Here is a 23,282-nt window from a genome sequence, read left to right on the forward strand (position 1 = left end):
GCGCACGGACCGGAACACGACGACGGCCTCCCTCTTGTCACAGAGGGAGGCCGCCGTCGTCACCCCTGGCTGTCAGGGGTGGGGGTGGGGCTACTTCTTCTTCTTTTCTTCCTCACCCGGCGTGTTCTTGAGGGTGAGACGGTACGGGTTGAACTCGCAGTTCCGCTCCGTGATCTTGATCGGTCCTGTGACGGCCTTGCGGCCCACCGGCAGTACGAAGCCGTCCGGTACGGCGGTCTCGACCAGGTAGTAGCTGCCGACCCCGATCTTCTGGAAGGTGCACTTGCCCTTGGCGTCGGTCGCGCACTCGTCGCGCCGCTTGTCGGGCTTGCCACCGGTGCGCTGCAGACCCGCCTGGCCGTTGGACTCCTGCCACAGCTGGAAGACCGCGCCCTGGACGGGCTTGCCGTCCTTGGCGTTGACCTTGCTCAGGATGATCTGCGTCGGCTTGATGAAGCCGAAGTCGATGTCGTGGTCGTTCTCCCCGGCACCGTCGATGTCGACCTCGGTCGCGGAGAAGCGGCCGCCGTTGCCGTACGGCTTGCCGTTGGAGTCGATGGCCATGTTGCCGCCGTTGCCGAACTGGGTGGGCTGGTAGCCCTCCAGGACGCCGCCCGCGGCGTAGTCGGCCGGGTTGTCCATCCGCACGAAGTACTTGCGGCCGTACACCCAGTCGGCCGGGTCGACGTTCTTGACCAGCGTCGAGTCGAAGTAGTACTCGCCCCGGGCGTTGGTCGTCGTCGTGCCGATCTTCTTGTTGTCCTTGTCGTACAGGTTGACCGTGGCGCCCACGACCGGCTTCTCGTCCGGGTCCTGGACACCGTTCTTCATGCGCTTGCCGTTGTCGTACCAGACCCGGTTGCCGATCTGGAACGGGGCCTCGTCACACAGCACTTCGAGGTCGGCCATGGAGCCGCCCTTGCCGAAGGTGGTGGTGAGCTGGTTGCCCAGCTTCGGGTCACGGGATCCGTCACGGTTGACGAACATCGTGCCGCTGTTCCACGTGGTGTCGACCACGTCGATACCGGAGGTGGCGATGTAGTCCTCGACCTTGGACAGTGCGATGCCGGAGAACGCCGACTCCAGGTGCCAGCCGGCCCGGTACTCACCGGGGTAGTACTCCTTGACGTCGTCGGGCTGTCCGCCGGTGGGGTTGGTCTCGGCGTTGTTCTTGCAGCCGCCGTTGCCGTCCAGGACGAACTTTCCGCCCTTCTTGCACGCCCGGTTCAGGTCACCGCCCGAAGACGGGTCAGCCAGTCCGCCGCCGGTCTTGTTGCGCAGGCCGTTGCCCGACTGGTCGGTGTGGCGGTCGCGGAAGCCCAGGATCAGGTCCCCGTCGGTGTCCACCACGATGTCGCCGAGGATCGGCTGCGGGTAGGCGTAGCGCAGGCCACAGGCCTGGCCGTCCTGCTGGTCACGCCAGCCGTCGGCCCACGGGAACCAGCCGCGGCCCTTGCAGGTGGCGGGCAGGTTGTCGGCCACACCGCGCGGGAAGTCGAGCTTCTCGTCCATGATCGTGCCGGTGAACGTGCCACCCTTGGGATCGAACGTCTGCACGACGGCCCGCATGTCGTCCTTGCTCTGGCTCGACTCCGCCGAGCAGACGCCGCCGACGTAGACCGTGCCGTCCTGGACACCCAGACCGAACGGACGCCAGTCACCGGCCGCCGCACACCCCGGGTTGGGGATCGCGTACGAGGCCTTGGGGGCCGCCGCGGTCTTCTTGGTCGCGTCGTAGCGGTACAGCTTGCGGTCGTTCAGGTTGACGACGTAGAGGTCCTTGCCGTCCTCGGACACCTCCACGTCACCCAGGGACTCCTTGGTCACCTTCGGGCTGAAGGCCAGGTCCATGTCGGGCATCGACATGTCGTGCGCCGTGTTACCGACGTTGGGGACCGTGGTGAACTGGGTGGTCTGCTTGCTCGCCCGGTCGGTGAGGTAGATCGCACCCGGGCCGCCGGGGCCGTACTTGGCGGCGCGGCGTGCCATCGCCCCGGAGAAGACCCACTTCTTCTGCTTGCTCCAGCCGATGCCGTACAGCGCACCCGTGGTGCCCTTGTCCGACAGGTCCGTCGTCTGGTTGTCGTTGCCGCGGGCGTTGTACGGGAAGCCCACCAGCGTGCGACGGCTGTCCGGCTCGGAGAAGCCCTCGATGTCCTTGCCGATACAGGCGGTCACCAGCTCGGCGTTCTTCTGGCAGTAGTCGGCCGGGTTCCAGAACGACGTGGTGACCTCGGCGGTCGCGCCGTCCTTGAGGTCGACGAATTCGACGTTCGACGACAGGACGGTCGGGTCGCTCAGATCGTCCTTCGGTGACGCGAATCCCGGGAAAAGGACTCCCGACTTGGGATTCTTGGCCTCGATGCGGTACTTACCACCGCGCAGCTGGGCGCCGGGACTCAGCGTCACCGTGCCGTCCGCGGCCGTCGTACCGGTGATGCTGCGGCCGTCCGCGTCGGTCAGGGTGACCTTGACCCCGGCCATGCCGGGCTCCAGGACCTCGTCCCACTTGCCGTTTGCGTTGACCTCGCGCACCACGCGGACCGTGGCGCTGCCGTCACCCTCGTCGGCTTGTGCCGTCTGGAGGCTGAGTACCGCTCCTGAAGCCATTACCGGTAGCACCACGGCCAGCGCACCGACTTTTCGCGGCAGCTGTCTGCCGCGGAGAGCGGTAGGAATGATCGTTGGCAAAGCGACTCCTGTCATCGTCCGGACCCGCAGGTTCACAGCAAAACGGGCCACTGTGGGGCTCAGAAGAACTCATGGGCCGGGGAATCGCGCGGCTGAACACTCCAGATGGGAACAAGGTTGCGCCAGACAGCCGCATAAATGGACCAATGTGTACTGCATTCGAATCGAGAGCGATTCAATGACCGAAGTCGGATCGAATTGCATGTAGTGGCGCAAATGGCGGTTGAATTCCACTCGATGACGACCCGTCCGGACCTTTCCCCACAGAGGCGCGGGGCCGCGTCGGCATGCGGCTTTGCCGCGTGGGCGCGACCGGTCACGACAGCGCCGCAGCTCAACGACCGCCCCTCACGGACCCTCGGTGGAGTTCACCAAGTGGCGTGATCGGTGCGGATTGTTGCCCAGCGGGTCTTGGCGTACCGCGTGACGCGCGTAGATTTACGCACAGAGCCGTACGACCGGAAGGAACCCCATGGACGTCATCTCCATCATCCGCACCAAGCGTGACCGCGGTGAGCTGAGCCCCGAGCAGATCGACTGGGTCATCGACGCGTACACGCGCGGCATCGTCGCCGACGAGCAGATGTCGGCGCTGGCCATGGCGATCCTGCTGAACGGCATGAACCGCGGCGAGATCGCCCACTGGACCGCCGCGATGATCGCGTCCGGCGAGCGCATGAACTTCGACTCCCTGTCGCGGCCGACCGCCGACAAGCACTCCACCGGCGGCGTCGGCGACAAGATCACGCTGCCGCTGGCCCCGCTGGTGGCGGCCTGCGGCGCGGCCGTGCCGCAGCTGTCCGGGCGGGGCCTGGGCCACACCGGCGGCACGCTCGACAAGCTGGAGTCCATCCCCGGCTGGCGCGCGCTGCTCTCCAACGCGGAGATGCTCGACGTGCTCGACTCGACGGGCGCCGTGATCTGCGCCGCCGGCGACGGCCTCGCCCCCGCCGACAAGAAGCTGTACGCGCTGCGCGACGTGACGGGCACGGTGGAGGCGATTCCGCTCATCGCCTCGTCGATCATGTCGAAGAAGATCGCGGAAGGCACCGGCTCGCTGGTCCTGGACGTGAAGGTCGGCTCCGGCGCCTTCATGAAGAACATCGAGGACGCGCGCGAGCTCGCCGCCACGATGGTGGGCCTGGGCACGGACCACGGCGTGAAGACCGTCGCGCTGCTGACGGACATGGCGACGCCGCTCGGCCTGACGGCCGGAAACGCACTGGAGGTACGGGAGTCCGTGGAGGTCCTCGCGGGCGGCGGCCCTGCGGACGTCGTCGAGCTGACCCTGGCGCTGGCCCGCGAAATGCTGGACGCGGCGGGACTCGGCGACGCCGACCCGGAGAAGGCGCTGCGCGACGGCTCCGCGATGGACGTCTGGCGGCGCATGATCCAGGCGCAGGGCGGCGACCCGGACGCGGCGCTCCCGGTCGCCCGCGAGCAGCATGTGATCAACGCGTCGTCCAGCGGTGTGCTGACGAAGCTGGACGCGTACGCGGTGGGCGTCGCGGCCTGGCGCCTCGGCGCGGGCCGTGCGCGCAAGGAGGACAAGGTGCAGGCGGGCGCGGGCATCGAACTGCACGCCAAGCCGGGTGACAAGGTCGTCGCGGGCCAGCCGCTGATGACGCTGCACACCGACACCCCGGAGAAGTTCGCGTACGCCCTTGAGGCGCTGGAGGGCGGAGTCCTGACCGCCCCCGAGGGCACCGACTTCGTACCGGCGCCGATCGTGCTGGACCGGATCGCCTGAGTCGGGGCACCCTGGGGGTGTTGCTCGTGTGATGCACGGGGCCGGTGGGAAGTCTTTGGGACTTCCTGCCGGCCCTGTTCTTCGCCGCGTCTTCGTCGTACGCAGAAAGCTTTCGGCGGGGGCCGGGAACGGTTCGCGGCCCCTCTGCCCTCTTTCCGTAAGACACCTGCCTCGCGTACTCATGTACGAACCACCGTGCGTGCCCCGTGCCTGCCCTATGCCTGCCCCATGCCTGCCCCACGTCGCTCAGGAGAGCCGGACCATGACCGTCGCGCCCCCGCCCCAGCGGACCGCCACGCGCCCCGCCCCAGCCCCCGCGGGCAGGGGCACGTCCACGGGCGGGCGGAAGCCGCACCTCCGCGGGCTGTCCCGGCTCCGCCTCCGGCTGCCGCTGAACGGCGACGACCGGGACGTGCTCTGGCTGTACCTGCTCACCCGGGTCGGGCTGTGGGTCACCTCGTACAGCGTGGCCTGGATCTTCCCGAGCGACGGCGAGGCGAAGAGCGCACCGTCGGCGCTGTCGCGCTGGGAGCAGTGGGACTGGACGCACTTCCTGCACATCGCGCAGTCCGGCTACTTCCCGGACGGCGCGGGGCCCTCCACCCCGGACTGGGACAACCGGGAGGCGTTCTTCCCCGGGTTCCCGGTGGCGCTGCGGGCCGTGCATGTGATCGTGCCGAACTGGACGCTCGCCGGGCTGCTGATCTCGTTCGTCGCGGGCGCGGTGGCAGTGCTCGCCCTGGCCCGAATAGCCAGGCTGCACCTGCCCGGGGAGAGCACTGCTCCGGGTTCGGTGCGGCGCTCCGGTCGGGGTGCGGGGGTACGGGGCGAGAGCAGTGCTCCGCTTCCGGCGCAGCGCTCCGGGAGGGGCGCGCCGGCACACGACGAGAGCACTGCTCCCGGCATGGCGCAGCGCTCCGTACTGTTTCTACTGCTCTCGCCGTGTGCGGTGTTCCTCGCCGCCGGGTACACCGAGGCGCTCTTCCTCGCGCTCGCACTGCCCGCCTGGCTGGCGGCGCAGCGCCACCAGTGGCTGCTGGCCGGTGTCCTCACCGCCCTCGCCACCACCGTCCGCATCAGCGGCCTCTTCTTCGCCGCCGCCATCGGCGTGCACTTCCTGATCACCGCCTGGAAGGCCCGCACCGCCCGCGCCTGGCGCCCGCTGCCCTGGACCCTCCTGCCCGCGCTCCCAGCCTTCCTCTACAGCGCCTACCTGCACGCCCACACCGGCGACTGGATGGCCTGGCAGCATGCCCAGGAGCGCGGCTGGTACCGGGAGTTCCACGCCCCCTGGGAGGCGTGGCGGACCACCTGGCAGGCCGCCTTCGAAGGCGCCTACAGCACCGGTTACGCGTACATGTGGCAGGCCGAGCTGCTCGCGATGGTCGTCGGACTGGTCCTGCTCGGCGTCCTGATCGGACTGCGCCGCTGGCCCGAGGCCGTGTACATGGGGCTCAGCCTGTGGGCGCTGGGCACGTCGTACTGGTTCACGTCCGTGCCCCGCGCGACGCTCCTGTGGTGGCCGCTGTGGACGCTGCTCGCCGCGTGGAGCCTGCGCAGGCCACGGATCAAGACGGCGTACGTGGCGGTGGCCGCGCCGCTCATGGTGGTCTTCGCGGTGTCGTTCCTGTCGGGCCGCTGGACGGGCTGAGCCCCCTCGGACCCGAGCCCGCCGAACGACGACCGGGCCGCCGCATCGCGGGCCCGCCGCCTGGCGGGGCACGCCGAACGACCGGGCCCGCCGCACTGCCGAGCACGCCGAACCACCGGGCCCGCCGCCTCGTGGGGCCCGCCGAACCACCGGGCCCGCCGCACTGCCGAGCACGCCGAACCACCGGGCCCGCCGCCTCGCGGGGCCCGCCAAACCACCGGGCACACCGCATCGCGGGGCCCGCCGAACCGCCGTGCCCGCCGAACCGCCGTGCCCGCCGAACCGCCGTGCCCGCCGCACCGCCGGCCACGCCGCACCGGCCCGCCGCACCGCTGATTCCGGGCCTACCGATGAGTTTCGGTCGCCCGTCCGGTCCTACCTCACGTGGAAGACTCAGCGACGCACCACCCCATGGCGATCGCCGGCCCGGTGACCAGGGCCGACGTACCGCACCTGTGCGAGCGGCTGCGCGCGCACATCCTGGCCACCGGCGCGACGGAACTCGCCTGTGACGTCTCGGCCCTCACCGCACCCGGGCTGCCCGCCGTGGAGGCGCTGGCCCGGATGCGGCTCACCGCCCGGCGGCTGGGATGCCGGCTCCTGCTCTGGCACCCCAGCCGCGAGCTGCGCGACCTACTCGACCTTGTCGGTCTGTCCTTCGACTCCGGGGGCCCCAGCGGCAGCGGCAGCCGCGGCGGCGGCCTCGAATCCGGAGATCCCCCCGGGCTCGGCGAGCGGGCCGGGAGTGCCGTCCGCCTCGATCCGCGCCGGGACGCCGAACAGCGGGAACCACCGCTTGGTGTCGAGGAACGTGTTGATGTGGGAGATCCGGCCGTCTGAGATTTCGACGACCTGGAGCGCCCACGGCTCGAAGTGACCCTCGGCCGTCGGGTGGTACTGCGCGAAGGCGGGCGTCCCGTTGGCCACGGTCGCCAGCATCCGCGACCCCTTGCAGGCCGCACCGTGCGTGAGCATGAAGCCCGTGATGTCCGGCGCGCCGACCAGCCACAGGTCGAACGGGGGCATGGAGAGCACGGCGTCCTCGTGGAGCAACGCCGTAAGGGCCTTCATGTCGTAGCCCTCGAACGCCGCCACGTACCGCTCAAGGAGCTTCTGCTGCTCCTCGTCCATCGGCTTCACCGTGTCCGACGAGGCCGTCTGCGACTCGGCGAGCGTGGCCCGCGCCCGCTGCAGCGCGCTGTTGACCGAGGCCACGCTCGTCTCCAGGAGCTCCGCGACCTCGCTCGCCTTCCAGGCGAGCACCTCGCGCAGGATCAGCACCGCCCGCTGCTTCGGCGGCAGATGCTGCAGGGCCGCCACGAAGGCCAGGCGGACCGACTCGCGCGCCACCGCCGTCTCGGCCGGGTCGGCGACGGCGGTCAGCACCCGCCCGTCCGGGACCGGCTCCAGCCAGGTCGCCTCCGGCTGCGGGTTCAACTGCGCCTGGGCGAGCGGTCGCGAGTCAGTGAAGTCCATCGGCCGGGCCCTCTTCTTGCTGCTGCCCAGCATGTCCAGACACACATTGGTCGCGATGCGGTACAGCCAGGACCGCAGCGAGGAGCGGCCCTCGAAACGGTCCTGACTGCGCCAGGCGCGCACCATCGTGTCCTGAACGGCGTCCTCCGCCTCGAAGGCGGAGCCGAGCATCCGGTAACAGAAACCGGTCAACTCGGTCCGGTAGTCCTCCAGTTGTGCATCCACACCTGGCGTCGCGACATCACTCACAGGGTCCACCCCACCGCTCATCCACCCACAACTCCTGTGCTGTGGAACTCTACGGGAGGGGTCTGACAACGGGGGGTGCAATGCCGCGAACTGCCCTTCCCCGTACGGGTGGCGGCCCGGTCAGGTCCCCGGCTTGCGCCCGTACACGAAGACGTCGTCGCCCTTCTTCAGCAGCCCCCAGTACTTCTTCGCGTCCGAAGGGCGCATGTTCACGCACCCGTGCGAGCCCGGCGGGTTCGACATCGGGACCCCCACCGAGTGGAAGGCGATGCCGCCGTCGAAGAACTGCGAGTACGGCATCCGTACGTGGTAGATCGTCGAGTAGTGGTTGATGCTGCGCTGGTAGATCCGCTTCAGGCCGGTCCGCGTCTCGTACCCGTCGCGCCCCGAACGGATCGGCACCGGGCCGTACTTGAGCTTCTTGCCGTCCTGGATCCAGGTCAGCTGCCGCGTCAGGTCGACGCAGGCGATGCGGCCCTTGTTCGTCGGGCACTTCCCGGCCGCGTTCGGATTGCGGGCGGCCTGCTGCCTGTTGATGAGGTCCATCGCCCGCCAGGTCACCGGGCCCGCGTAGCCGATGGCCGGGGTGATGCCGTGCTTGGTCTGGAAGCCGCGTATCGCCTTGCAGTCGGTGGCCGACTGCCTGCCGTCCGCCTTCAGCCCCAGGAACTTCTCCACCTGCTTCTGGTACGGACCCGTACTGGTCGAGCACGAGGCCGCCTGCGCGGGAGCGGCGGCTCCCACCGTCAGTACCGCCGGGACCACCAGCGCGGTGATCCCGACGGCTATGCCCGTACGGGTGCGGAGCGCTGCGCGCACTCTCTTCGTGTCCCCCGTGGATGCCATGGTTGCCATGGATTTCCCTTTCCCCTGCCGTGCGGCACGCGCGTGCGTGCGGTGCTGCACGTTCTGTCCGGCTAGACGGCCCAGGGGTCGATCCGGTTGTACGGACAAGGGAGTCGAAGTGTCACGAATTCGCGACAACGAGGGAGGTACGCCGCTGCAGACGCCGTTCCACCCGCGCGCAGCGCGTCCCGTACAGCGTGATCGACACGACGCCGACGACGGCCAGCAGCCCGAGTGCCACGGTGGCCTCCCAGCCGCCCGCGTGGAACGCCATCGCGCCGAGGGTGCCGCCGACGCTGGAGCCGAGGTAGTACGCCGACTGGTACAGCGCGGAGGCCTGGGCGCGCCCGGTCTTCGCCGCGCGGCTGACCGACGACGAGGCGACCGCGTGCCCGGCGAAGAAGCCCGCCGTGATGAGGACGAGCCCGGCCAGCACACCGGCCAGGGAGTCCGACAGCGACAGCAGGAGTCCGGCGGCGGTGGTGGTCACGGCCAGGTACAGCGCGCCGCGCCGCCCGGTCCGCGCCACCAGCTTGCCGGCGCCCGCCGAGGACACCGTCCCCACCAGGTACACCAGGAAGATCGAGCCGACCACGCCCTGCGGCAGGCTGAAGGGCGCCTCGACGAGCCGGTAGCCGATCACGGTGTAGACCGCGCCGAAGACCGTCATGAAGAGCGCGCCGATCGCGTACAGCCGCCGCAGCAGCGGATCGGAGAGGTGCGTGCCCACGGTCTTGGCGAGCACCCGCGGACTCAGCGTCCCGGGGCGGAAGTTGCGCGCCTTCGGCAGCATCAGCCGGAACACCGCCGCGCACACCAGCGCCATCAGCCCCACGGCGGCGAGCGAGGCCCGCCAGCCCCACAGCTGCGCGACCCACCCGGTCACGATGCGCCCGCTCATCCCGCCGATCGAGTTCCCGGCCACGAACAGCCCGATCGCCGCCACGAGCGCCTTCGGCCGCACTTCCTCCGCGAGGTACGCCATCGCGGACGCCGGCAGTCCGGCCAGCGCCGCACCCTGCACGGCACGCAGCGCGATCAGCCACCCCACGTTGGGTGCGAGCGGAATCAGCAGCGCGACGGCGACCGCCACGACCAGGGAGTACGTCATCAGGGTCCGCCGCCCGAAGCGCTCGGACAGCGCACTCAGCGGCAGTACGAACAGGGCGAGCGCGCCGGTCGCGGCCGACACCGTCCAACTGGCCTGCGCGGCGCTCACGCCGAGATCGGCGGAGATCGCGGGCAGCAGCGCCTGCGTGGAGTAGAGAAGGGCGAAGGCCGCCATGCCGGCCGCGAAGAGCGCGAAGCTCATCCGCCGGAAACCGGGGGAGGAGGGCGCCAGCCGGGTGTCGGCAGCGACAGGGGTGGCGGCAGGGGAATCAGAAGAAACAAGGGGAACGGGGTTCGCGGCGCCCACAATCACAGGTGTGGACGCCGTGGTACTGGCGGAAGGCATGCCAAGAACCTAGACCCGGCCTTCTCATGCGTCCAATGCACAAACCCGCGATAATCCATCCCATGCTGCATAAGCAAAGCTCACAGCGTCGGCTGTCACCGAGTAGTTACGAAGAAGACATCTCGCAGGTGCTCGCGCCACGCCTCGCCCAGTTCGCGGCGGTCGCCCGCCACGAGCACGTCACCCGCGCCGCGCACGAACTCGGCGTCCCGCAGTCCACCCTGTCCCGCGCCATGGTCCGGCTCGAACAGGACCTGGACGTCAGCCTGTTCGCCCGCAAGGGCCGCACGGTCTCGCTCACCCCGGCCGGCCGCGCCTTCCTCACCGCGGTCGAACGCGCCCTCACCGAGGTCGAGAAGGCTGCCGAACTGGTCCGGGCCGACGCCGACCCCACCACCGGCAAGATCGCCTTCGGCTTTCTGCACACCATGGGTTCGGAGACCGTCCCCGCCCTGATTCGCGCCTTCCGCGCCGACCACCCGCACATCCGCTTCCAGCTGATCCAGAACTACGGCGAGGCGATGCTGGAGCGCCTGCGCGCAGGCGACCTCGACCTCTGCCTGACGTCCCCGGTCCCCGAGGCCCCCGACCTGGTCGCCCGCCGCCTCGACGAACAGCGCCTGCGCCTGGTCGTCCCCGACGACCACCGCCTCGCCACCCGCAAACGGGTCCGGCTCGCGGAGGCCGCCGAGGAATCCTTCGTCACCCTCGAACCCGGCTACGGCCTGCGCCGCATCACCGACGACCTGTGCGCCGAGGCGGGCTTCAAGCCCAAGGTCGCCTTCGAGGGAGAGGAGGCGGAGACCCTCCGCGGCCTGGTCGCGGCCGGCTTGGGCGTAGCGCTCCTGCCGCCTCCCGCGGTGGCCCGCCCCGGTGTCGTGGAACTCACCGTCACGGCCCCGCGCGCGGCCCGCGAGATCGGCGTGGCCTGGCTGGACGGCCACCCGGACACACCCCCGGTCGCCGCCTTCAAACGCTTCCTGCTCGCCCGCCGCGGCAACATCCTGCCGCAGACGGCCCTGGTGGACGTCACGGAGCGGGACGCCAAGGACTGAGGCAGACGGTTACGGACTGACGGCCAGCACCAGGTAAGCCGCGAACAACGACAAGTGCACCCCACCCTGCAACGGCGTCGCCCGCCCCGGTACGAGCGTCAGCGTGCCGACCGCCACGGTCAGCGCAAGCAGCACCATGTGCGTCGCCCCGAGCCCCAGCAGCAAGGGCCCGTCCATCCAGATCGACGCCACCGCCACGGCCGGAATCGTCAGCCCGATGCTCGCCATGGCCGACCCGAGCCCGAGATTCAGACTGGTCTGTACGCGGTCCCGCTTGGCCGCCCGTACGGCCGCGATGCTCTCCGGCAGCAGCACCAGCAGCGCGATCACCACACCGACGACGGACGCGGGCAGCCCGGCGGCATCGACCCCTCTCTCGATGGTCGGCGACACGCCCTTCGCGAGCCCGACCACGGCCACCAGCGAGACGGCGAGCAGCCCGAGGCTGATGAAGGCCACCCGGGCGGGCGGCGGATCGGCGTGGTCGTCCTCGTCGATGACCTTGCCCTGCTGCGTCACGGGGAGGAAGTAGTCCCGGTGCCGGACGGTCTGCATCACGACGAACAGCCCGTACAGGACCACGGCCGCGATCGCCGCGAAGACCAGCTGCGTCGGGGTGAACTCCGCCTCCGGGGTGCTCGTCGTGAACGTCGGCAGCGCGAGGCTCAGTCCGGCCAGGGTGGCGACGGCCCCGAAGGCGGAGACGGACCCCTCCGGGTTGAACACGGCCACCCGGCGTTTGAGCGAGCCGACCAGGAGCGAGATGCCGACGATGCCGTTCGTCGTGATCATCACGGCGGCGAAGACGGTGTCCCGCGCGAGGGAAGCGCTCTTGTCCCCGCCATCGGCCATCAGGGTGACGATGAGGGCCACCTCGATGATCGTCACGGCAACGGCCAGCACGAGCGAGCCGAACGGCTCACCCACCCGGTGCGCGACCACTTCGGCGTGGTGCACGGCGGCAAGAACGGCCCCACCGAGAAAGCACGCAAGCAGCGCCACGACGGGCCCCGGCATGTCCCGCCCCCAGGAGAACCCGAGAAGCACGAGGGCGAGCAGGGGGACGAGGGTGGCCCAGTGGGTGGGTTTGATGTGGTCCACGCTGGTGCTCATGCGACGAGGGTGGCAGAGGGGCGGCGGAGAGGCATCTCCAGCGCCCCCCGCTGCCCAAGAGGGCAGGCATTCAGGGGCGCGGGGAACTGCGCGACCAGCCACCACGCACCCGCACGACGACCACCGGCCCGCACCCGCACGGCGCCCCCCCCCGTGCTCCGCTGCCCAAGAGGGCCAGAGGGCTGAGGGGCAGGCATTTAGGGGCGCGGGGAACTGCGCGACCAGCCACGACGCACCCGCACGACGCCCCCGGCCCCGCACCCGCACGACGCACCCGGCCGACGACCCCCGCCCCCGCACCCGCACGGAGGTGGCTACCCCCGCCCGAAGCCCGTGGACAGTGGCATGCGGAGGCCCAACGGCGGAGGAGCCGCCAACGCGTCCGCCAGCGGGCGCGCGTACGGCCGGCCGAAGAGGGAGCCCAGCACGAAGTCCGTGGACAGTGCCCGTACCTCCGCCCGGTGCTGCCGCATCCCGTGCCCGTCCGAGTGCACCTCGAACCTGCACACCTCCCGGTTCGACTTCTTCGCACGGGCCGCCAGCCGGAACGACAGCTCGGGAGCCGCCCGCTCGTCGTTCGTGCCGTGCACGATCAGCACCCGCCGCCCCGCCAACTGCCGCACGGGCTCCGCATCCGCCCCCTGTGTCCCGTCAGCCCCGTCCGGCAGCCAAGGCGCAAGCGCCACCACCGAGTTGACCGCCCCGGCCCCCGCCGCCCGCAGCGCCGCCCGGCCGCCCATGCCGACCCCGGCCAGGCACACCGGTACGTCCCCGTACTTCCGTACGACCTCGGCCACGGCCCACTCCGCGTCCGCCGCGAGCCGCGCCGCGTCGCCGTTCCAGCCGCGTCCCCGGTAGCGGACGACATGGGCCACGAGGCCCTCGGCCGCTCCGGCCCCGGCCAGCTCGCGGGTGAGGGCGCGCACGGACGTGTGTGCCAGTGCGGAAGGGCCGCGCGCGGACTCCGGCTCCCCGGGCGGCAGTACGAGCACGACGCCCGCCACCGCCCCGTTCGTCCCAACGGCCCGTCCCAGCCGGGCGGTCGGGCCCGGCTCGACTTGCTGTGTCATAACAGAACAGTCTCAGAACCCGAGATGGACGCCACCCGTCCGCACGGTCACTGTTACGTATCGACCGGCATGATCTACGCGCGTAGGGGCTACAGTGCCTCAATGACGAGCCAGACCACGAAGCAGATGCCGGCACAGCCGCTCAACACGCCCACGGCGGACCAGATCCGCCGCGCACCGAAGGTGCTCCTGCACGACCACCTCGACGGTGGCCTGCGCCCCGGCACGATCGTCGAACTCGCCCGCGAGGTCGGCTACGACAACCTCCCCGAGACCGACGCCGACAAGCTCGGCCTCTGGTTCCGCGAGGCCGCCGACTCCGGCTCGCTGGAGCGCTACCTGGAGACCTTCGCGCACACCTGTGCCGTCATGCAGACCCGCGAGGCACTCTTCCGCGTCGCCGCCGAGTGCGCCGAGGACCTCGCCGAGGACGGCGTCGTCTACGCCGAGATCCGGTACGCCCCCGAGCAGCACCTGGAGAGCGGCCTCTCCCTCGAAGAGGTCGTCGAAGCGGTCAACGAGGGCTTCCGCGAGGGCGAGAAGCGGGCCCGCGCGAACGGCCACCGGATCCGCGTCGGCGCCCTCCTCACCGCGATGCGGCACGCCGCCCGCGCCCTGGAGATCGCCGAACTCGCCAACCGCTACCGCGACCTGGGCGTCGTCGGCTTCGACATCGCGGGCGCCGAGGCGGGCTTCCCGCCCACCCGCCACCTCGACGCCTTCGAGTACCTCAAGCGCGAGAACAACCACTTCACCATCCACGCGGGCGAGGCCTTCGGGCTCCCCTCCATCTGGCAGGCGCTCCAGTGGTGCGGCGCCGACCGCCTCGGCCACGGCGTCCGCATCATCGACGACATCGAGGTCGACGAGGACGGCTCCGTGAAGCTGGGCCGCCTCGCCGCCTACGTACGGGACATGCGGATCCCGCTGGAGATGTGCCCCACCTCCAACCTCCAGACCGGCGCGGCCACCTCGTACGCCGAGCACCCCTTCGGCCTGCTGCGCAGGCTGCAGTTCCGGGTCACGGTGAACACCGACAACCGTCTGATGTCCGGCACCAGCATGAGCCGCGAGTTCGAGCACCTGATCGGGGCTTTCGGCTACACGCTCGACGACATGCTGTGGACCACGGTCAATGCGATGAAGAGCGCTTTCATTCCTTTCGATGAACGTCTCGCGATGATCAGCGACGTGATCAAGCCCGGATACGCCGAGCTGAAGTCCGAGTGGCTCTTCCAGTAAGCCGCTGAAACTGCTCTGACCTGCGGTTTCACTGCCGGGGGCAGGTAACTGGTCTCATGCATTACACAGGCGGCCGGGAATATCAACTCCCGGCCGCCCGGTGGTGTTTGCGGGTTGCGGATAGCTCTGACTAGCTTGCAGAGCCGCTCACTTCCCCCCATTTCTGAGGACGTTGTTTTCATGAAGCAGTCTGCTGCCAAGACCCTCGGTGCCGCCGCTCTCGGTGCCGCCTTCGTCGCCGCTGCCGCCGGCTCCGCGAGCGCCGCCCCCGCCGCCCCGGACGCCGCCGCCGCGCTGGGCACCGTCACCGGCGCACTCCCGGTCGACCAGGTCACGAGCCAGCTCCCCGGCGCCTCGCAGGCCCTGAAGTCCGGCACGGACGCGCTCAGCAAGGGTGCCGCCAACGCCCCGAAGCCTGGCGACCCGGTCGGCGGCCTCCTCGGCGGCCTGCCGGCCGGCAACGCGCTGCCCACCGGCTCCCTGCCCACCAGCGGCCTGCCCACCGGTGCGCTCCCCGGTCTCGGCGGCTGATCCGGCACCCGCCCACGGAAAGGGGCGCGCCTCCCTCGCGGGAAGCGCGCCCCTTCGGCGTACGGACTTTTGAGCGGCGGTGGCTACCAGGCGGTCTTCGAGCTCTTCTCACCCGGCAGGAAGACCCACAGACCCAGGTAGATCAGGAACTGCGGCCCCGGCAGCAGACAAGAGGCCAGGAAGATCACGCGCATCGTGGTCGCGGAGGTGCCGAAACGCCGGGCCAGCGCTGCGCACACTCCGCCGATCACACGGCCGTCGCTGGGGCGGACAAGTGCGGTCATGGCGGGCTCCTTCGCGAGCTCAAGTGGGCTCAAGTGGGGGAGCCCTTCGTCGGCTCCCGATGTACTCAATACTCCCGCCGTCACTCGAACCGGGCATCGCTCTACGGGGCGACCCCGACCCTGGAAATCCTCGGGGTCGACCCCCGGCCCGCCTCCTCCTCAGTCGGGGTGGCACCCCCTACCCGGGTACGAGTCGCCCCCCGGGCCCCCTCCCACCTGCGCCGCAGCCGCGCCCGTGTCAGCGGTACGACGACGAGGTGGGCCAGGGCGACGCCCACGGTGTTCAGCAGCAGCGAGTCGACGTCCACGACCTGCCCCGGCACCCCGGTCTGCCACAGCTCGATGCCGAGCGACAGCAGGGCGCCGGCCGCCACGGTACGCAGGAGAGAGACGAACGGGGACACCTGAAGCCGCCCGCCCGCCATCGGCAGCAGAACCCCCAGCGGTGCCAGCAGCGCCAGCCCCTCGCCGATCCGGCGGGCGGCCTCCACGGGGCCGAGTGCCAGGTCCGCCCGGATGCCGGCCAGCGGCTGGAGATTGGGGGCGGTCACCCACAGCACGTCGTCGAGGGGGAGCAGACTCACCCAAGCAACGAGCAGCAGATGCGCGAGGAGGAGAAGACTCCCCGTCACGCGGTAGCGGATGACGGCACTGCCGCTCAGACCTTGACGCACGCCCCCCAAGACGCGAGGGCCACGCGGATCGGTTCCCCCGCGGGGCAAGAGGACCCGGAAAGGTGCGATCCGGGCCCGCACGGAGGTTTATTTACAAGCCATCGCCACAAACCGCCACCGCCGGCCGTCACCACTGGCCGTCACCGTCGGTGGTCGCTGCCGACGGTCACCGCCGGCCGTCACGAGGGCGAGGCGCCCGGAGCCGTCGGATCCGTACCGGTTGTCGCCACCGGTGAGCGCCGTAGGTCGCCCAGTGGCGGCACCATCTCGGGGCGTGCCTTCAGGGCCGCCGTGCACTGGTACTTCCGGGGCGGATCCTCGGAGGGCCCGCCCAGCTCGACCGAGCCGCCGCCGTCGTCGGCCGCGCTCCCCGAGTACGTACAGACGATCTGGGCCAGCGCGTGCGTGGGCAGGTCGTCGGGCTGCCGGCTGAGCCGCAGCGTCTGCCGCGGGTCCCCGGCCCGGGGCCTGGACACCGTCAGCGAGCCGCGCACGTCCGTACTGAACCCGGCCCTCTCCTCCTCGTCGGACGGATCCCGCTGGAGCTCGTCGAGGAGCGCCTGGGCGGCCCGCATCCGGTCCGCCGCCATGGTCTCCTCGGGCACCGCGACCACCCGCTGCACGGACACCAGACCGGCCCCGCACACCAGGAACACCCGCACCGTGGAGCCCGCCTGCGACTGCTCGTCGGCGGACTTGGCCGGCACGTCGCAGGACACCCGGGACGGCGCGGCCCCCGCGTCGACGGGCACCTGGGTGGTGCGGATGCCGCACCCGGCGGTGGCCGCGAGGACCACCAGCGCGGCGCACACGAGCCCCGCCCTCTTCTTCACCTGCATCAGCTCTGCCCCCGGACCTGGGTGTCGTCGGTCTGCTCCTCGGGCTCCGCGTCCTCGGCGCCCCGGGGCAGCCGCAGGGTGAACACCGCGCCGCCGTCGGGCGAGTTGGCGGCCGTGATGCCGCCCCCGTGGATGAGCGCGTTCTCCATGGCGATGGAGAGACCGAGCCCGCTGCCCTCCGACCGGGGCCGGGACGCGCTCGCCTTGTAGAAGCGGTCGAAGACGTGCGGCAGCACGTCCGCCGGGATGCCGGGGCCGTGGTCCCGTACCTCGATCACCAGCTCGCCGTCGTCTGCCCGTACGGACACCCCGACCGGCGAACCGCCGTGCTTGAGGGCGTTGCCGACCAGATTGGCCAGGATCACGTCGAGCCGCCGCGGATCCAGCCGCACCATCAGCCCGCGCGTCGCGTCCAGCTCCACCGCGTCCAGCCAGGCCCGCGCATCGAGACAGGCCGTCACCTGGTCGACGACATCGACGTTGTCGACCACCAGCCGGGCCGTCCCCGCGTCGAACCGTGTGACCTCCATCAGATTCTCGACCAGATCGTTCAGCCGCCGCGTCTCGCTCACCACCAGATGGACCGCGGGCGCGATCATCGGATCGAGGCTGTCCGCCTCGTCCTCCAGGACCTCCGCCACGGCGGTGATCGCGGTCAGCGGTGTCCGCAGCTCGTGCGACATGTCGGCGACGAACCGCCGGCTCGCCTCCTCCCGCGCACTCATGTCCGCGACCTTCTTCTCCAGCTGGGCGGCGGTCCTGTTGAACGTCCGCGACAGATCGGCGAGTTCATCGGTCCCCGACACCCGCAGCCGCGTGTCCAGCTTCCCTTCCCCCAGCCGCCGCGCGGCGTCTCCCAGCCGCTGCACCGGCTTCAGTACGGTCGTGGCGGCGGCCTGCGCGAGCAGCGCGGAACCCAGCAGCGCCAGCCCGGTCGCGATCCCCAGCGACCAGGCCAGGGAGTTGAGATCGTCCCGCTCCTGCTGGAGCGAGGTCAGCATGTACCCGGTCGGCCCGCCCCCGATGACCTTGGCCCCGCCCACCAGATACGGCGTGTTGCGCAGGTTCGCCCGTACCCAGAACAGGTGGTACGGATACGCGTTCCCCGCGCTGACCGGCTGCTCCCGGCTCACCTGCTCCTGGAGCTTCGCCGGTACGTCGTCGAGCGTGAAGGCGTCGAGGTCGGAGTACCCGACCACGGGCTTGCCGCCGTCGCGGCTGTCCACGAGCAGCACGCTGTACCCGGGGCTGGTGCTCGTCGCCGACATCTGCTCGGCGGCGCTCTGGAGTTCGGCCTGGGTGGGCTGGAGCGGCAGGGTGGCGACCCGGCTCTGCATGGCCTGCCGGAAGTCGTTGAGCGCGCTGTCCTGGGTGCGGGTCAGTACGGCTTCCCTGTTGAGCCAGTACGCGATCCCCGCCACGGACACGGCAGCGGTCAGCGCCACCAGGGCGAACACCACCACGAGCCGCAGCCGCAGACTGGTCCAGCGCAGGCCGGCGATCAGGGCCCGTTTGGCGACCGTACTCACGAAGGCGTGTCCAGCCGGTAGCCCACACCACGGACCGTACGGATCAGCGTCGGCGACGACGGGACGTCCTCGACCTTCGCCCGCAGCCGCTGCACACAGGCGTCGACCAGCCGGGAGTCCCCGAGGTAGTCGTGCTCCCACACCAGCCGCAGCAACTGCTGCCGCGACAGGGCCTGTCCGGGCCTGCGGCTCAGTTCGAGCAGCAACCGCAGCTCGGTCGGTGTCAGTTGCAGATCCTCCCCGTTCTTCGTCACGGTCATCGCCGAGCGGTCGATCACCAGCGACCCGAACGAGGCCGCGTCGTTGGCCTCCCTCTCGCCGCGCCGCAGCACGGCGCGGATCCGGGCGTCGAGCACCCGCCCCTGCACCGGCTTGACCACATAGTCGTCGGCGCCGGACTCCAGCCCGACCACGACGTCGATGTCGTCGCTGCGGGCCGTCAGCAGGATGATCGGCAGCTGATCGGTGCGTCTGATGCGCCTGCACACCTCGAATCCGTCGATTCCGGGCAGCATCACATCCAGCACGATCAGATCAGGCCGCTGTTCGCGCAGCAGTTTCAGTCCGTCTTCACCCGTGGCTGCCGTGGCAACACGGTGTCCCTGGCGCGTGAGCGACAGCTCAAGCGCCGTACGGATGGCGTCGTCGTCCTCGATCAGCAACAGGAATGGCACGCGCCCATTCTGGCCCATGGGGGCGTACGAGTTCGACAGTTGGAGCGCTCCCATCCGAGCCGACCTGCCGACACGGCCCCTGTGACAGCCCTGTGACAGTCGCCGGACCTCGTCATGAAACTGCTCGGGCAATCTCATTTGCACACGGCACGCTACGGACTCCACCGACGGGGGGCGCGAGATGAACGCACTGCACAGCACCAACTCAAGCGCAGTTGTCACGCGTCTCCACGACGTCGTGAGGAGCATGGAGAAGTCCGGTGCTGTGACCGGGCGGGGGTGCGGTCGCAGCACCGGGCGTCAGCGGACGTCTTCGTACAGCCAGTACATGACGGTCGTGGACGTGCCGGTGGGAACCAAGGGGGGGACCACCGGGGGGACCAACGGGGGAGCCGGCGGGGGGAACGGGGAAGCTGCCGCAGGGACGCTCGGGGGAGCGTCGGCAGCACCGGCGGTGACGTACGGGGAGGGCTCGGGGGAGCGGGCGCACGCGACCGAGGCGGAGGCGGAGTTCACCGCCTACGTCCAGGAGCGCCGTGCCTCCCTGTACGCAACCGCCTACCACCTGACCGGCGACCGCTTCGAAGCGGAGGACCTCCTCCAGAGCGCCCTCTTCTCGACGTACCGCGCCTGGGACAGGATCAGCGACAAGGCGGCGGTCGGGGGCTACCTCCGCCGCACCATGACCAACCTGCACATCAGCGCGTGGCGCCGCCGCAAGCTGAACGAATACCCGACGGAGGAGCTGCCGGAGACGGTCGGTGACACGGACGCCATGCGCGGCACGGAGCTGCGCGCGGTCCTGTGGCAGGCCCTGGCACGCCTTCCCGAACTCCAGCGCACGATGCTCGTCCTGCGCTACTACGAGGGCCGCACCGATCCTGAGATCGCGGACATCCTCGACATCAGTGTCGGCACGGTGAAGTCCAGCATCTGGCGGTCGCTCCGCCGGCTGCGCGAGGACGAGGTCCTCAGCTTCGGCCGTGACGAGGAGGAGTCCTTCGGCGAGCTTGTCGCCTGAAGGATGTGAGGTGCCCGGGGCCGAGAGTTTCGGTCGGCCCTGGGCAACGGGGGAACGGGGGGCCGCCGTTTCGGGGGAGACGGCGGCGGTACGGGGATCCGGGGGGATCCACGGGGGATCGGGGGATCCGGGGGGATCACGGGGGGGATCACGGGGGGGGTACGGGGGAAAGCGGAGCGGGACCACGTCGGCGGGGGGCCGGCGGGGTCCCGTTTTCGTATGCCGGGCAACTTCGGCCCATCCCGGCCCATCCCGGCGCATCCCGGCCCGTCCGGCGTTTGAGGACGCGCGGCGCAGCCGTGCACAGGGCGCAGCCCGGGACATCGGCCTTCACCAGCCACGCGGCAGCGGTTTCGGGAAGGGGCGGGGAGGGGCAAGCGCCGCAGGCAACCCGCACCACCCACCCGGCCACCCATCCGGCCGCACGCAGCCTACGCAGCCGGTTCCGGAGCCCCCGCCGCCGAAGAGGAAGCCGCCCCCGCCGCCGAAGACGGCGCCCGTACAACCGCCGGTCCTGCCCCAGGACACCGACCCGCCGCCGCAGCCGCCAGGCGCCCAAGTGCCTCGTCCTTGCCACACGGATAGGCCCCGAGCGCCGCCTGCCGCGCCACGATTCCCCGTTCGGCGCGCATCAGCCGCCACCCCCGCCTCAGCAGGAACGGCGCCGACTTCCGGCCCTCGCGCAGATCACGCATCAGCCGCCGCCGGAACGTCGTGAAGGGCCGCCCGCGCAGACACAGCGCGTCCGCCAGCACTCCCCGCTCCCGGCACCGCGCCACGATGTCCGCCGCGAAGATTCCCTCCGCCACGAACAGGGGCGTGCGCTCGATGTCGAGCGCCTCCTCGCCCACCCGCGAGCTGGAGGCGATGTCGTACACCGGAACAGTTGTACGCCCGGTCCTGCAGAGCTCCTCGACGGCGGCGACGGCCACGTCCGCGTCCCAGGAGAGCGGAGAGTCCCAGTCGATGTCCGTACTGCCCATGACCTGCGGCAACGTGGGGTCGTCGGCCTCCTTGTAGAAGTCGTCGAGGCGCAGCACGGGCAGCTGGGCGCGCGCGGCGAGGGACGACTTGCCGGAGCCGGAGGGGCCTGCGAGGAGGACTACGCGGGCGCGTACGGGAGAAGAGCTCACGGGATACAAGTGTGCGGCATTCACCCCGCGCAGGTCTCCCCGGGCGACGTCGTTCGTTTCGAGCCCGGCTCCTCAACTACGCTGCGTGCGCACGTGATTACCAGATCGTGGTCATTCGTTCACGACCACCGCCCACGATTACCCGATTACTTCGCTCCAAGACGCAGATGGGTAGCACTTCATGGCACGTCACTCAGCACCCAAGTCCCCGCGCCGCACCCTGCTCCAGGCCGGTCTCACGGTGACGGCGGTCGGCGCCGCGCTGTCGGCAGGAGCGGGCGCCGCCCAGGCTGCACCGGCCGCCGGGCCCGCCGCGCTCGCGGTGGCCCCGGTCGCCCTGCCGGCCTTCGAAGAGGAGGGTCCGACCCCGGGGCAGGCGCTGACCGGCGCGCTCCAGTATGCGACGGCGGGCGGCATCGGCCCCACGACGAGCATGCGGCTCAACCCGCTCGCCGGGACGGCGGTCGACCCCCTCGACAACACGATCGGCACCCAGGTCGCCGACTTCCAGCCGGTCACCACGGGGGCGGCGACGGGCTCCCTGACAAAGGGTGCCGCGCTGAAGGACCTGCCGGTGGTGGGAGCGGTGACGGGCGCCCTGCCGGGCTAGGGGTTGCTTGCCTGGGTGCGGGGGCGTCGTGCGGGGCGGGGTGGGCCGGTGGGCGTCGTGCGGGTGCGTCGTGGCTGATCGCGCAGTTCCCCGCGCCCCTAACTGCCTGCCCCTCAGCCCGCTAGCCTCCCTAGCCCTCTTGGGCAGCGGGGCCGCCCCCGGGGGCGGGACGGGTGGGCAAGGGGGCGGCCCCCCACGCGAGCACGCCGTCCCGCGACCGCACGCCCCCCAGGAGCCAGGCCCGCCTTGTACGCGCAACGTACGACCATCGCCCCCACCCCTGCCCCCGCCCTCCTCGGCTACCTCGCCGTCCACCTCCTCGGTCTCGCCGTCCTCGTCCCCTGGACGCATCTCCGCGGCCACGGCGTATGGCCGCTGCTGGCCGGCTCCTGGGACTCCGAGTGGTACGCCGGCATCGCAGGGCGCGGCTACGCCGGCCTCCGCAGCCTGGCCTTCTTCCCGCTCCAGCCGCTCCTGGTCAGAGGCGCGGACCACGCACTCCCCGGGGCCGTTCCCAGCCCGGCCACTCTCGGTCTGCTCCTCGCGGTCGCCGCGTCGTTCGTCGCCGCATGGGGGATCTTCGCCGTCGGGAACCACCTCCACGGACGCCGTACGGGCACGCTTCTGGCCGTCCTCTGGGGCGCGCACCCGGTGGCCCTCGTCCAGTGGATGGGCTACACGGAGTCGCTGTTCACCGCGCTCGCCGCCTGGACCCTGTACGCGGTCCTGACCGGCCGCTGGCTCACCGCCGCGACCCTCGCCTGCCTCGCGGGCCTCACCCGCCCCACGGGCATCGCCGTCGCGGCGGCGGTCATGGCCGCGGCCTGCTTCGGCAGCAACGCCGACAGCGACATCGGCAGCGGTCGCACCCACCGCACCCTCGCCGCCGGCCTGCTCGCGCCCTTCGGCTGGTTCTGTTACGTCGGCTGGGTGAGCCTGTGTCTCGGCCGCTGGGACGGCTATCTCGCCGTACAACGCCGCTGGGACAACGCGTGGGACGGCGGCGCCTCGACCCTGCGCGAGATGCGCGGGCTGCTGATGTACTCCGCCGAGCCACCGCTCTTCCCGGTCCTGGTGACGGGAGTGCTGGTGGCCTCCGCCGTGCTCTGGGTCCTCTGCGCCGTCGGCAGGCAGCCGCTCCCGCTGCTCGTGTTCAGTGCGGTGATACTGCTGATCGTCCTCGGCACCGACGGCGTGTACTTCCCGCGCGCCCGCTTCCTGCTCCCGGCGTTCCCGCTGCTGCTGCCGGTCGCGGTGGCCCTCGCGCGGGCGCGGGTGTCGACGGCGGTGCTGGTGGTGGGCGGTGCGGCGCTGTTCTCGGCGTACGTCGGCGGCCATATGACGCTGGTCTGGCCGGGCGCGCCGTAAACCCAGCGCGCCGTAAAGCT

20 protein-coding genes and 1 pseudogene are annotated in these 23,282 nt (G+C 70.9%); 9 read left to right on the forward strand and 12 right to left on the reverse strand.

What is annotated here, in order from left to right; all coding sequences use genetic code 11:
* Positions 1–90: 90 nt before the first annotated feature.
* A complete protein-coding gene (locus AB0D18_RS31740) occupies positions 91–2,610 on the reverse strand; it encodes an SdrD B-like domain-containing protein (RefSeq protein ID WP_362426339.1) in 2,520 nt (839 codons plus the stop codon).
* A 553-nt stretch (positions 2,611–3,163) separates the two neighbouring features.
* On the opposite strand from AB0D18_RS31740, the gene AB0D18_RS31745 reads away from it, so the two are divergent.
* The 3 genes and pseudogenes from AB0D18_RS31745 to AB0D18_RS31755 all read left to right on the forward strand — a co-directional run.
* On the forward strand, positions 3,164–4,441 hold the full coding sequence (locus AB0D18_RS31745) for a thymidine phosphorylase (protein WP_362426342.1): 1,278 nt from the start codon (positions 3,164–3,166) through the stop codon (positions 4,439–4,441).
* A gap of 262 nt (positions 4,442–4,703) precedes the next feature.
* Complete coding sequence (locus tag AB0D18_RS31750) at positions 4,704–6,092, forward strand: hypothetical protein (RefSeq protein WP_362426345.1); 1,389 nt, start codon at positions 4,704–4,706, stop codon at positions 6,090–6,092.
* Positions 6,093–6,503: 411 nt separating this feature from the next.
* Positions 6,504–6,692: pseudogene (locus AB0D18_RS31755) on the forward strand (STAS domain-containing protein); the annotation flags it as partial.
* Positions 6,693–6,725: 33 nt separating this feature from the next.
* On the opposite strand, the gene AB0D18_RS31760 reads toward AB0D18_RS31755, so the two are convergent.
* The 3 genes from AB0D18_RS31760 to AB0D18_RS31770 all read right to left on the reverse strand — a co-directional run bounded on the left by AB0D18_RS31760 (position 6,726) and on the right by AB0D18_RS31770 (position 10,119).
* Positions 6,726–7,838 carry a sigma-70 family RNA polymerase sigma factor gene (locus tag AB0D18_RS31760; protein ID WP_362426348.1) on the reverse strand — a complete coding sequence of 371 codons (1,113 nt, stop codon included), beginning with the start codon at positions 7,836–7,838 and terminating at the stop codon, positions 6,726–6,728.
* Between the two features lie 99 nt (positions 7,839–7,937).
* Positions 7,938–8,663 (reverse strand): L,D-transpeptidase family protein, encoded by a 726-nt coding sequence (locus tag AB0D18_RS31765; protein ID WP_362426601.1) that lies wholly within the window; start codon positions 8,661–8,663, stop codon positions 7,938–7,940.
* A gap of 121 nt (positions 8,664–8,784) precedes the next feature.
* Complete coding sequence (locus tag AB0D18_RS31770; RefSeq protein WP_362426351.1) at positions 8,785–10,119, reverse strand: MFS transporter; 1,335 nt, start codon at positions 10,117–10,119, stop codon at positions 8,785–8,787.
* 62 nt (positions 10,120–10,181) lie between these two features.
* On the opposite strand from AB0D18_RS31770, the gene AB0D18_RS31775 reads away from it, so the two are divergent.
* Positions 10,182–11,174 (forward strand): LysR family transcriptional regulator, encoded by a 993-nt coding sequence (locus AB0D18_RS31775; RefSeq protein ID WP_362426354.1) that lies wholly within the window; start codon positions 10,182–10,184, stop codon positions 11,172–11,174.
* A 9-nt stretch (positions 11,175–11,183) separates the two neighbouring features.
* Here the strand turns inward: AB0D18_RS31775 and AB0D18_RS31780 are convergent, their stop codons facing one another.
* Both AB0D18_RS31780 and AB0D18_RS31785 read right to left on the reverse strand, forming a co-directional pair.
* A complete protein-coding gene (locus AB0D18_RS31780; RefSeq protein ID WP_362426357.1) occupies positions 11,184–12,287 on the reverse strand; it encodes an ionic transporter y4hA in 1,104 nt (367 codons plus the stop codon).
* Positions 12,288–12,601: 314 nt separating this feature from the next.
* On the reverse strand, positions 12,602–13,357 hold the full coding sequence (locus AB0D18_RS31785; protein WP_362426360.1) for a prolyl oligopeptidase family serine peptidase: 756 nt from the start codon (positions 13,355–13,357) through the stop codon (positions 12,602–12,604).
* A 126-nt stretch (positions 13,358–13,483) separates the two neighbouring features.
* Here AB0D18_RS31785 and AB0D18_RS31790 point away from each other — a divergent pair, with 126 nt between their 5' ends.
* Both AB0D18_RS31790 and AB0D18_RS31795 read left to right on the forward strand, forming a co-directional pair.
* Positions 13,484–14,599 carry an adenosine deaminase gene (locus tag AB0D18_RS31790; RefSeq protein ID WP_362426604.1) on the forward strand — a complete coding sequence of 372 codons (1,116 nt, stop codon included), beginning with the start codon at positions 13,484–13,486 and terminating at the stop codon, positions 14,597–14,599.
* 180 nt (positions 14,600–14,779) lie between these two features.
* Positions 14,780–15,130: an ATP-binding protein gene (locus AB0D18_RS31795; protein ID WP_362426363.1), complete on the forward strand. Its 351-nt coding sequence runs from the start codon at positions 14,780–14,782 to the stop codon at positions 15,128–15,130.
* A gap of 83 nt (positions 15,131–15,213) precedes the next feature.
* Here the strand turns inward: AB0D18_RS31795 and AB0D18_RS31800 are convergent, their stop codons facing one another.
* The 5 genes from AB0D18_RS31800 to afsQ1 form a co-directional block, all read right to left on the reverse strand.
* A complete protein-coding gene (locus AB0D18_RS31800; protein ID WP_362426366.1) occupies positions 15,214–15,414 on the reverse strand; it encodes a PspC domain-containing protein in 201 nt (66 codons plus the stop codon).
* Between the two features lie 101 nt (positions 15,415–15,515).
* Positions 15,516–16,088 carry a VanZ family protein gene (locus AB0D18_RS31805; protein WP_362426369.1) on the reverse strand — a complete coding sequence of 191 codons (573 nt, stop codon included), beginning with the start codon at positions 16,086–16,088 and terminating at the stop codon, positions 15,516–15,518.
* A 179-nt stretch (positions 16,089–16,267) separates the two neighbouring features.
* Positions 16,268–16,927 (reverse strand): hypothetical protein, encoded by a 660-nt coding sequence (locus AB0D18_RS31810; RefSeq protein ID WP_362426372.1) that lies wholly within the window; start codon positions 16,925–16,927, stop codon positions 16,268–16,270.
* A complete protein-coding gene (locus AB0D18_RS31815) occupies positions 16,927–18,456 on the reverse strand; it encodes an ATP-binding protein (RefSeq protein ID WP_362426374.1) in 1,530 nt (509 codons plus the stop codon). Before AB0D18_RS31815 ends, AB0D18_RS31810 begins: the two co-directional genes overlap by 1 nt.
* Positions 18,453–19,130, reverse strand: coding sequence for a two-component system response regulator AfsQ1 (gene afsQ1, locus AB0D18_RS31820; RefSeq protein ID WP_189820919.1), 678 nt, complete (start codon positions 19,128–19,130; stop codon positions 18,453–18,455). Before afsQ1 ends, AB0D18_RS31815 begins: the two co-directional genes overlap by 4 nt.
* Positions 19,131–19,311: 181 nt before the next feature.
* Here afsQ1 and AB0D18_RS31825 point away from each other — a divergent pair, with 181 nt between their 5' ends.
* Positions 19,312–20,151, forward strand: a complete 840-nt coding sequence (locus AB0D18_RS31825; protein ID WP_362426376.1) for a SigE family RNA polymerase sigma factor — start codon at positions 19,312–19,314, stop codon at positions 20,149–20,151.
* Between the two features lie 431 nt (positions 20,152–20,582).
* Here AB0D18_RS31825 and AB0D18_RS31830 read toward each other — a convergent pair whose 3' ends face one another.
* Positions 20,583–21,284 (reverse strand): uridine kinase, encoded by a 702-nt coding sequence (locus tag AB0D18_RS31830; protein WP_362426378.1) that lies wholly within the window; start codon positions 21,282–21,284, stop codon positions 20,583–20,585.
* Positions 21,285–21,465: 181 nt separating this feature from the next.
* Between AB0D18_RS31830 and AB0D18_RS31835 the strand changes: the two genes are divergently transcribed.
* On the forward strand, positions 21,466–21,894 hold the full coding sequence (locus AB0D18_RS31835; protein ID WP_362426380.1) for a hypothetical protein: 429 nt from the start codon (positions 21,466–21,468) through the stop codon (positions 21,892–21,894).
* A 246-nt stretch (positions 21,895–22,140) separates the two neighbouring features.
* On the forward strand, positions 22,141–23,262 hold the full coding sequence (locus AB0D18_RS31840) for a hypothetical protein (RefSeq protein ID WP_362426383.1): 1,122 nt from the start codon (positions 22,141–22,143) through the stop codon (positions 23,260–23,262).
* Positions 23,263–23,282: the final 20 nt, after the last annotated feature.

This window comes from Streptomyces sp. NPDC048442, from assembly GCF_040651475.1.
GTDB lineage: Bacteria > Actinomycetota > Actinomycetes > Streptomycetales > Streptomycetaceae > Streptomyces.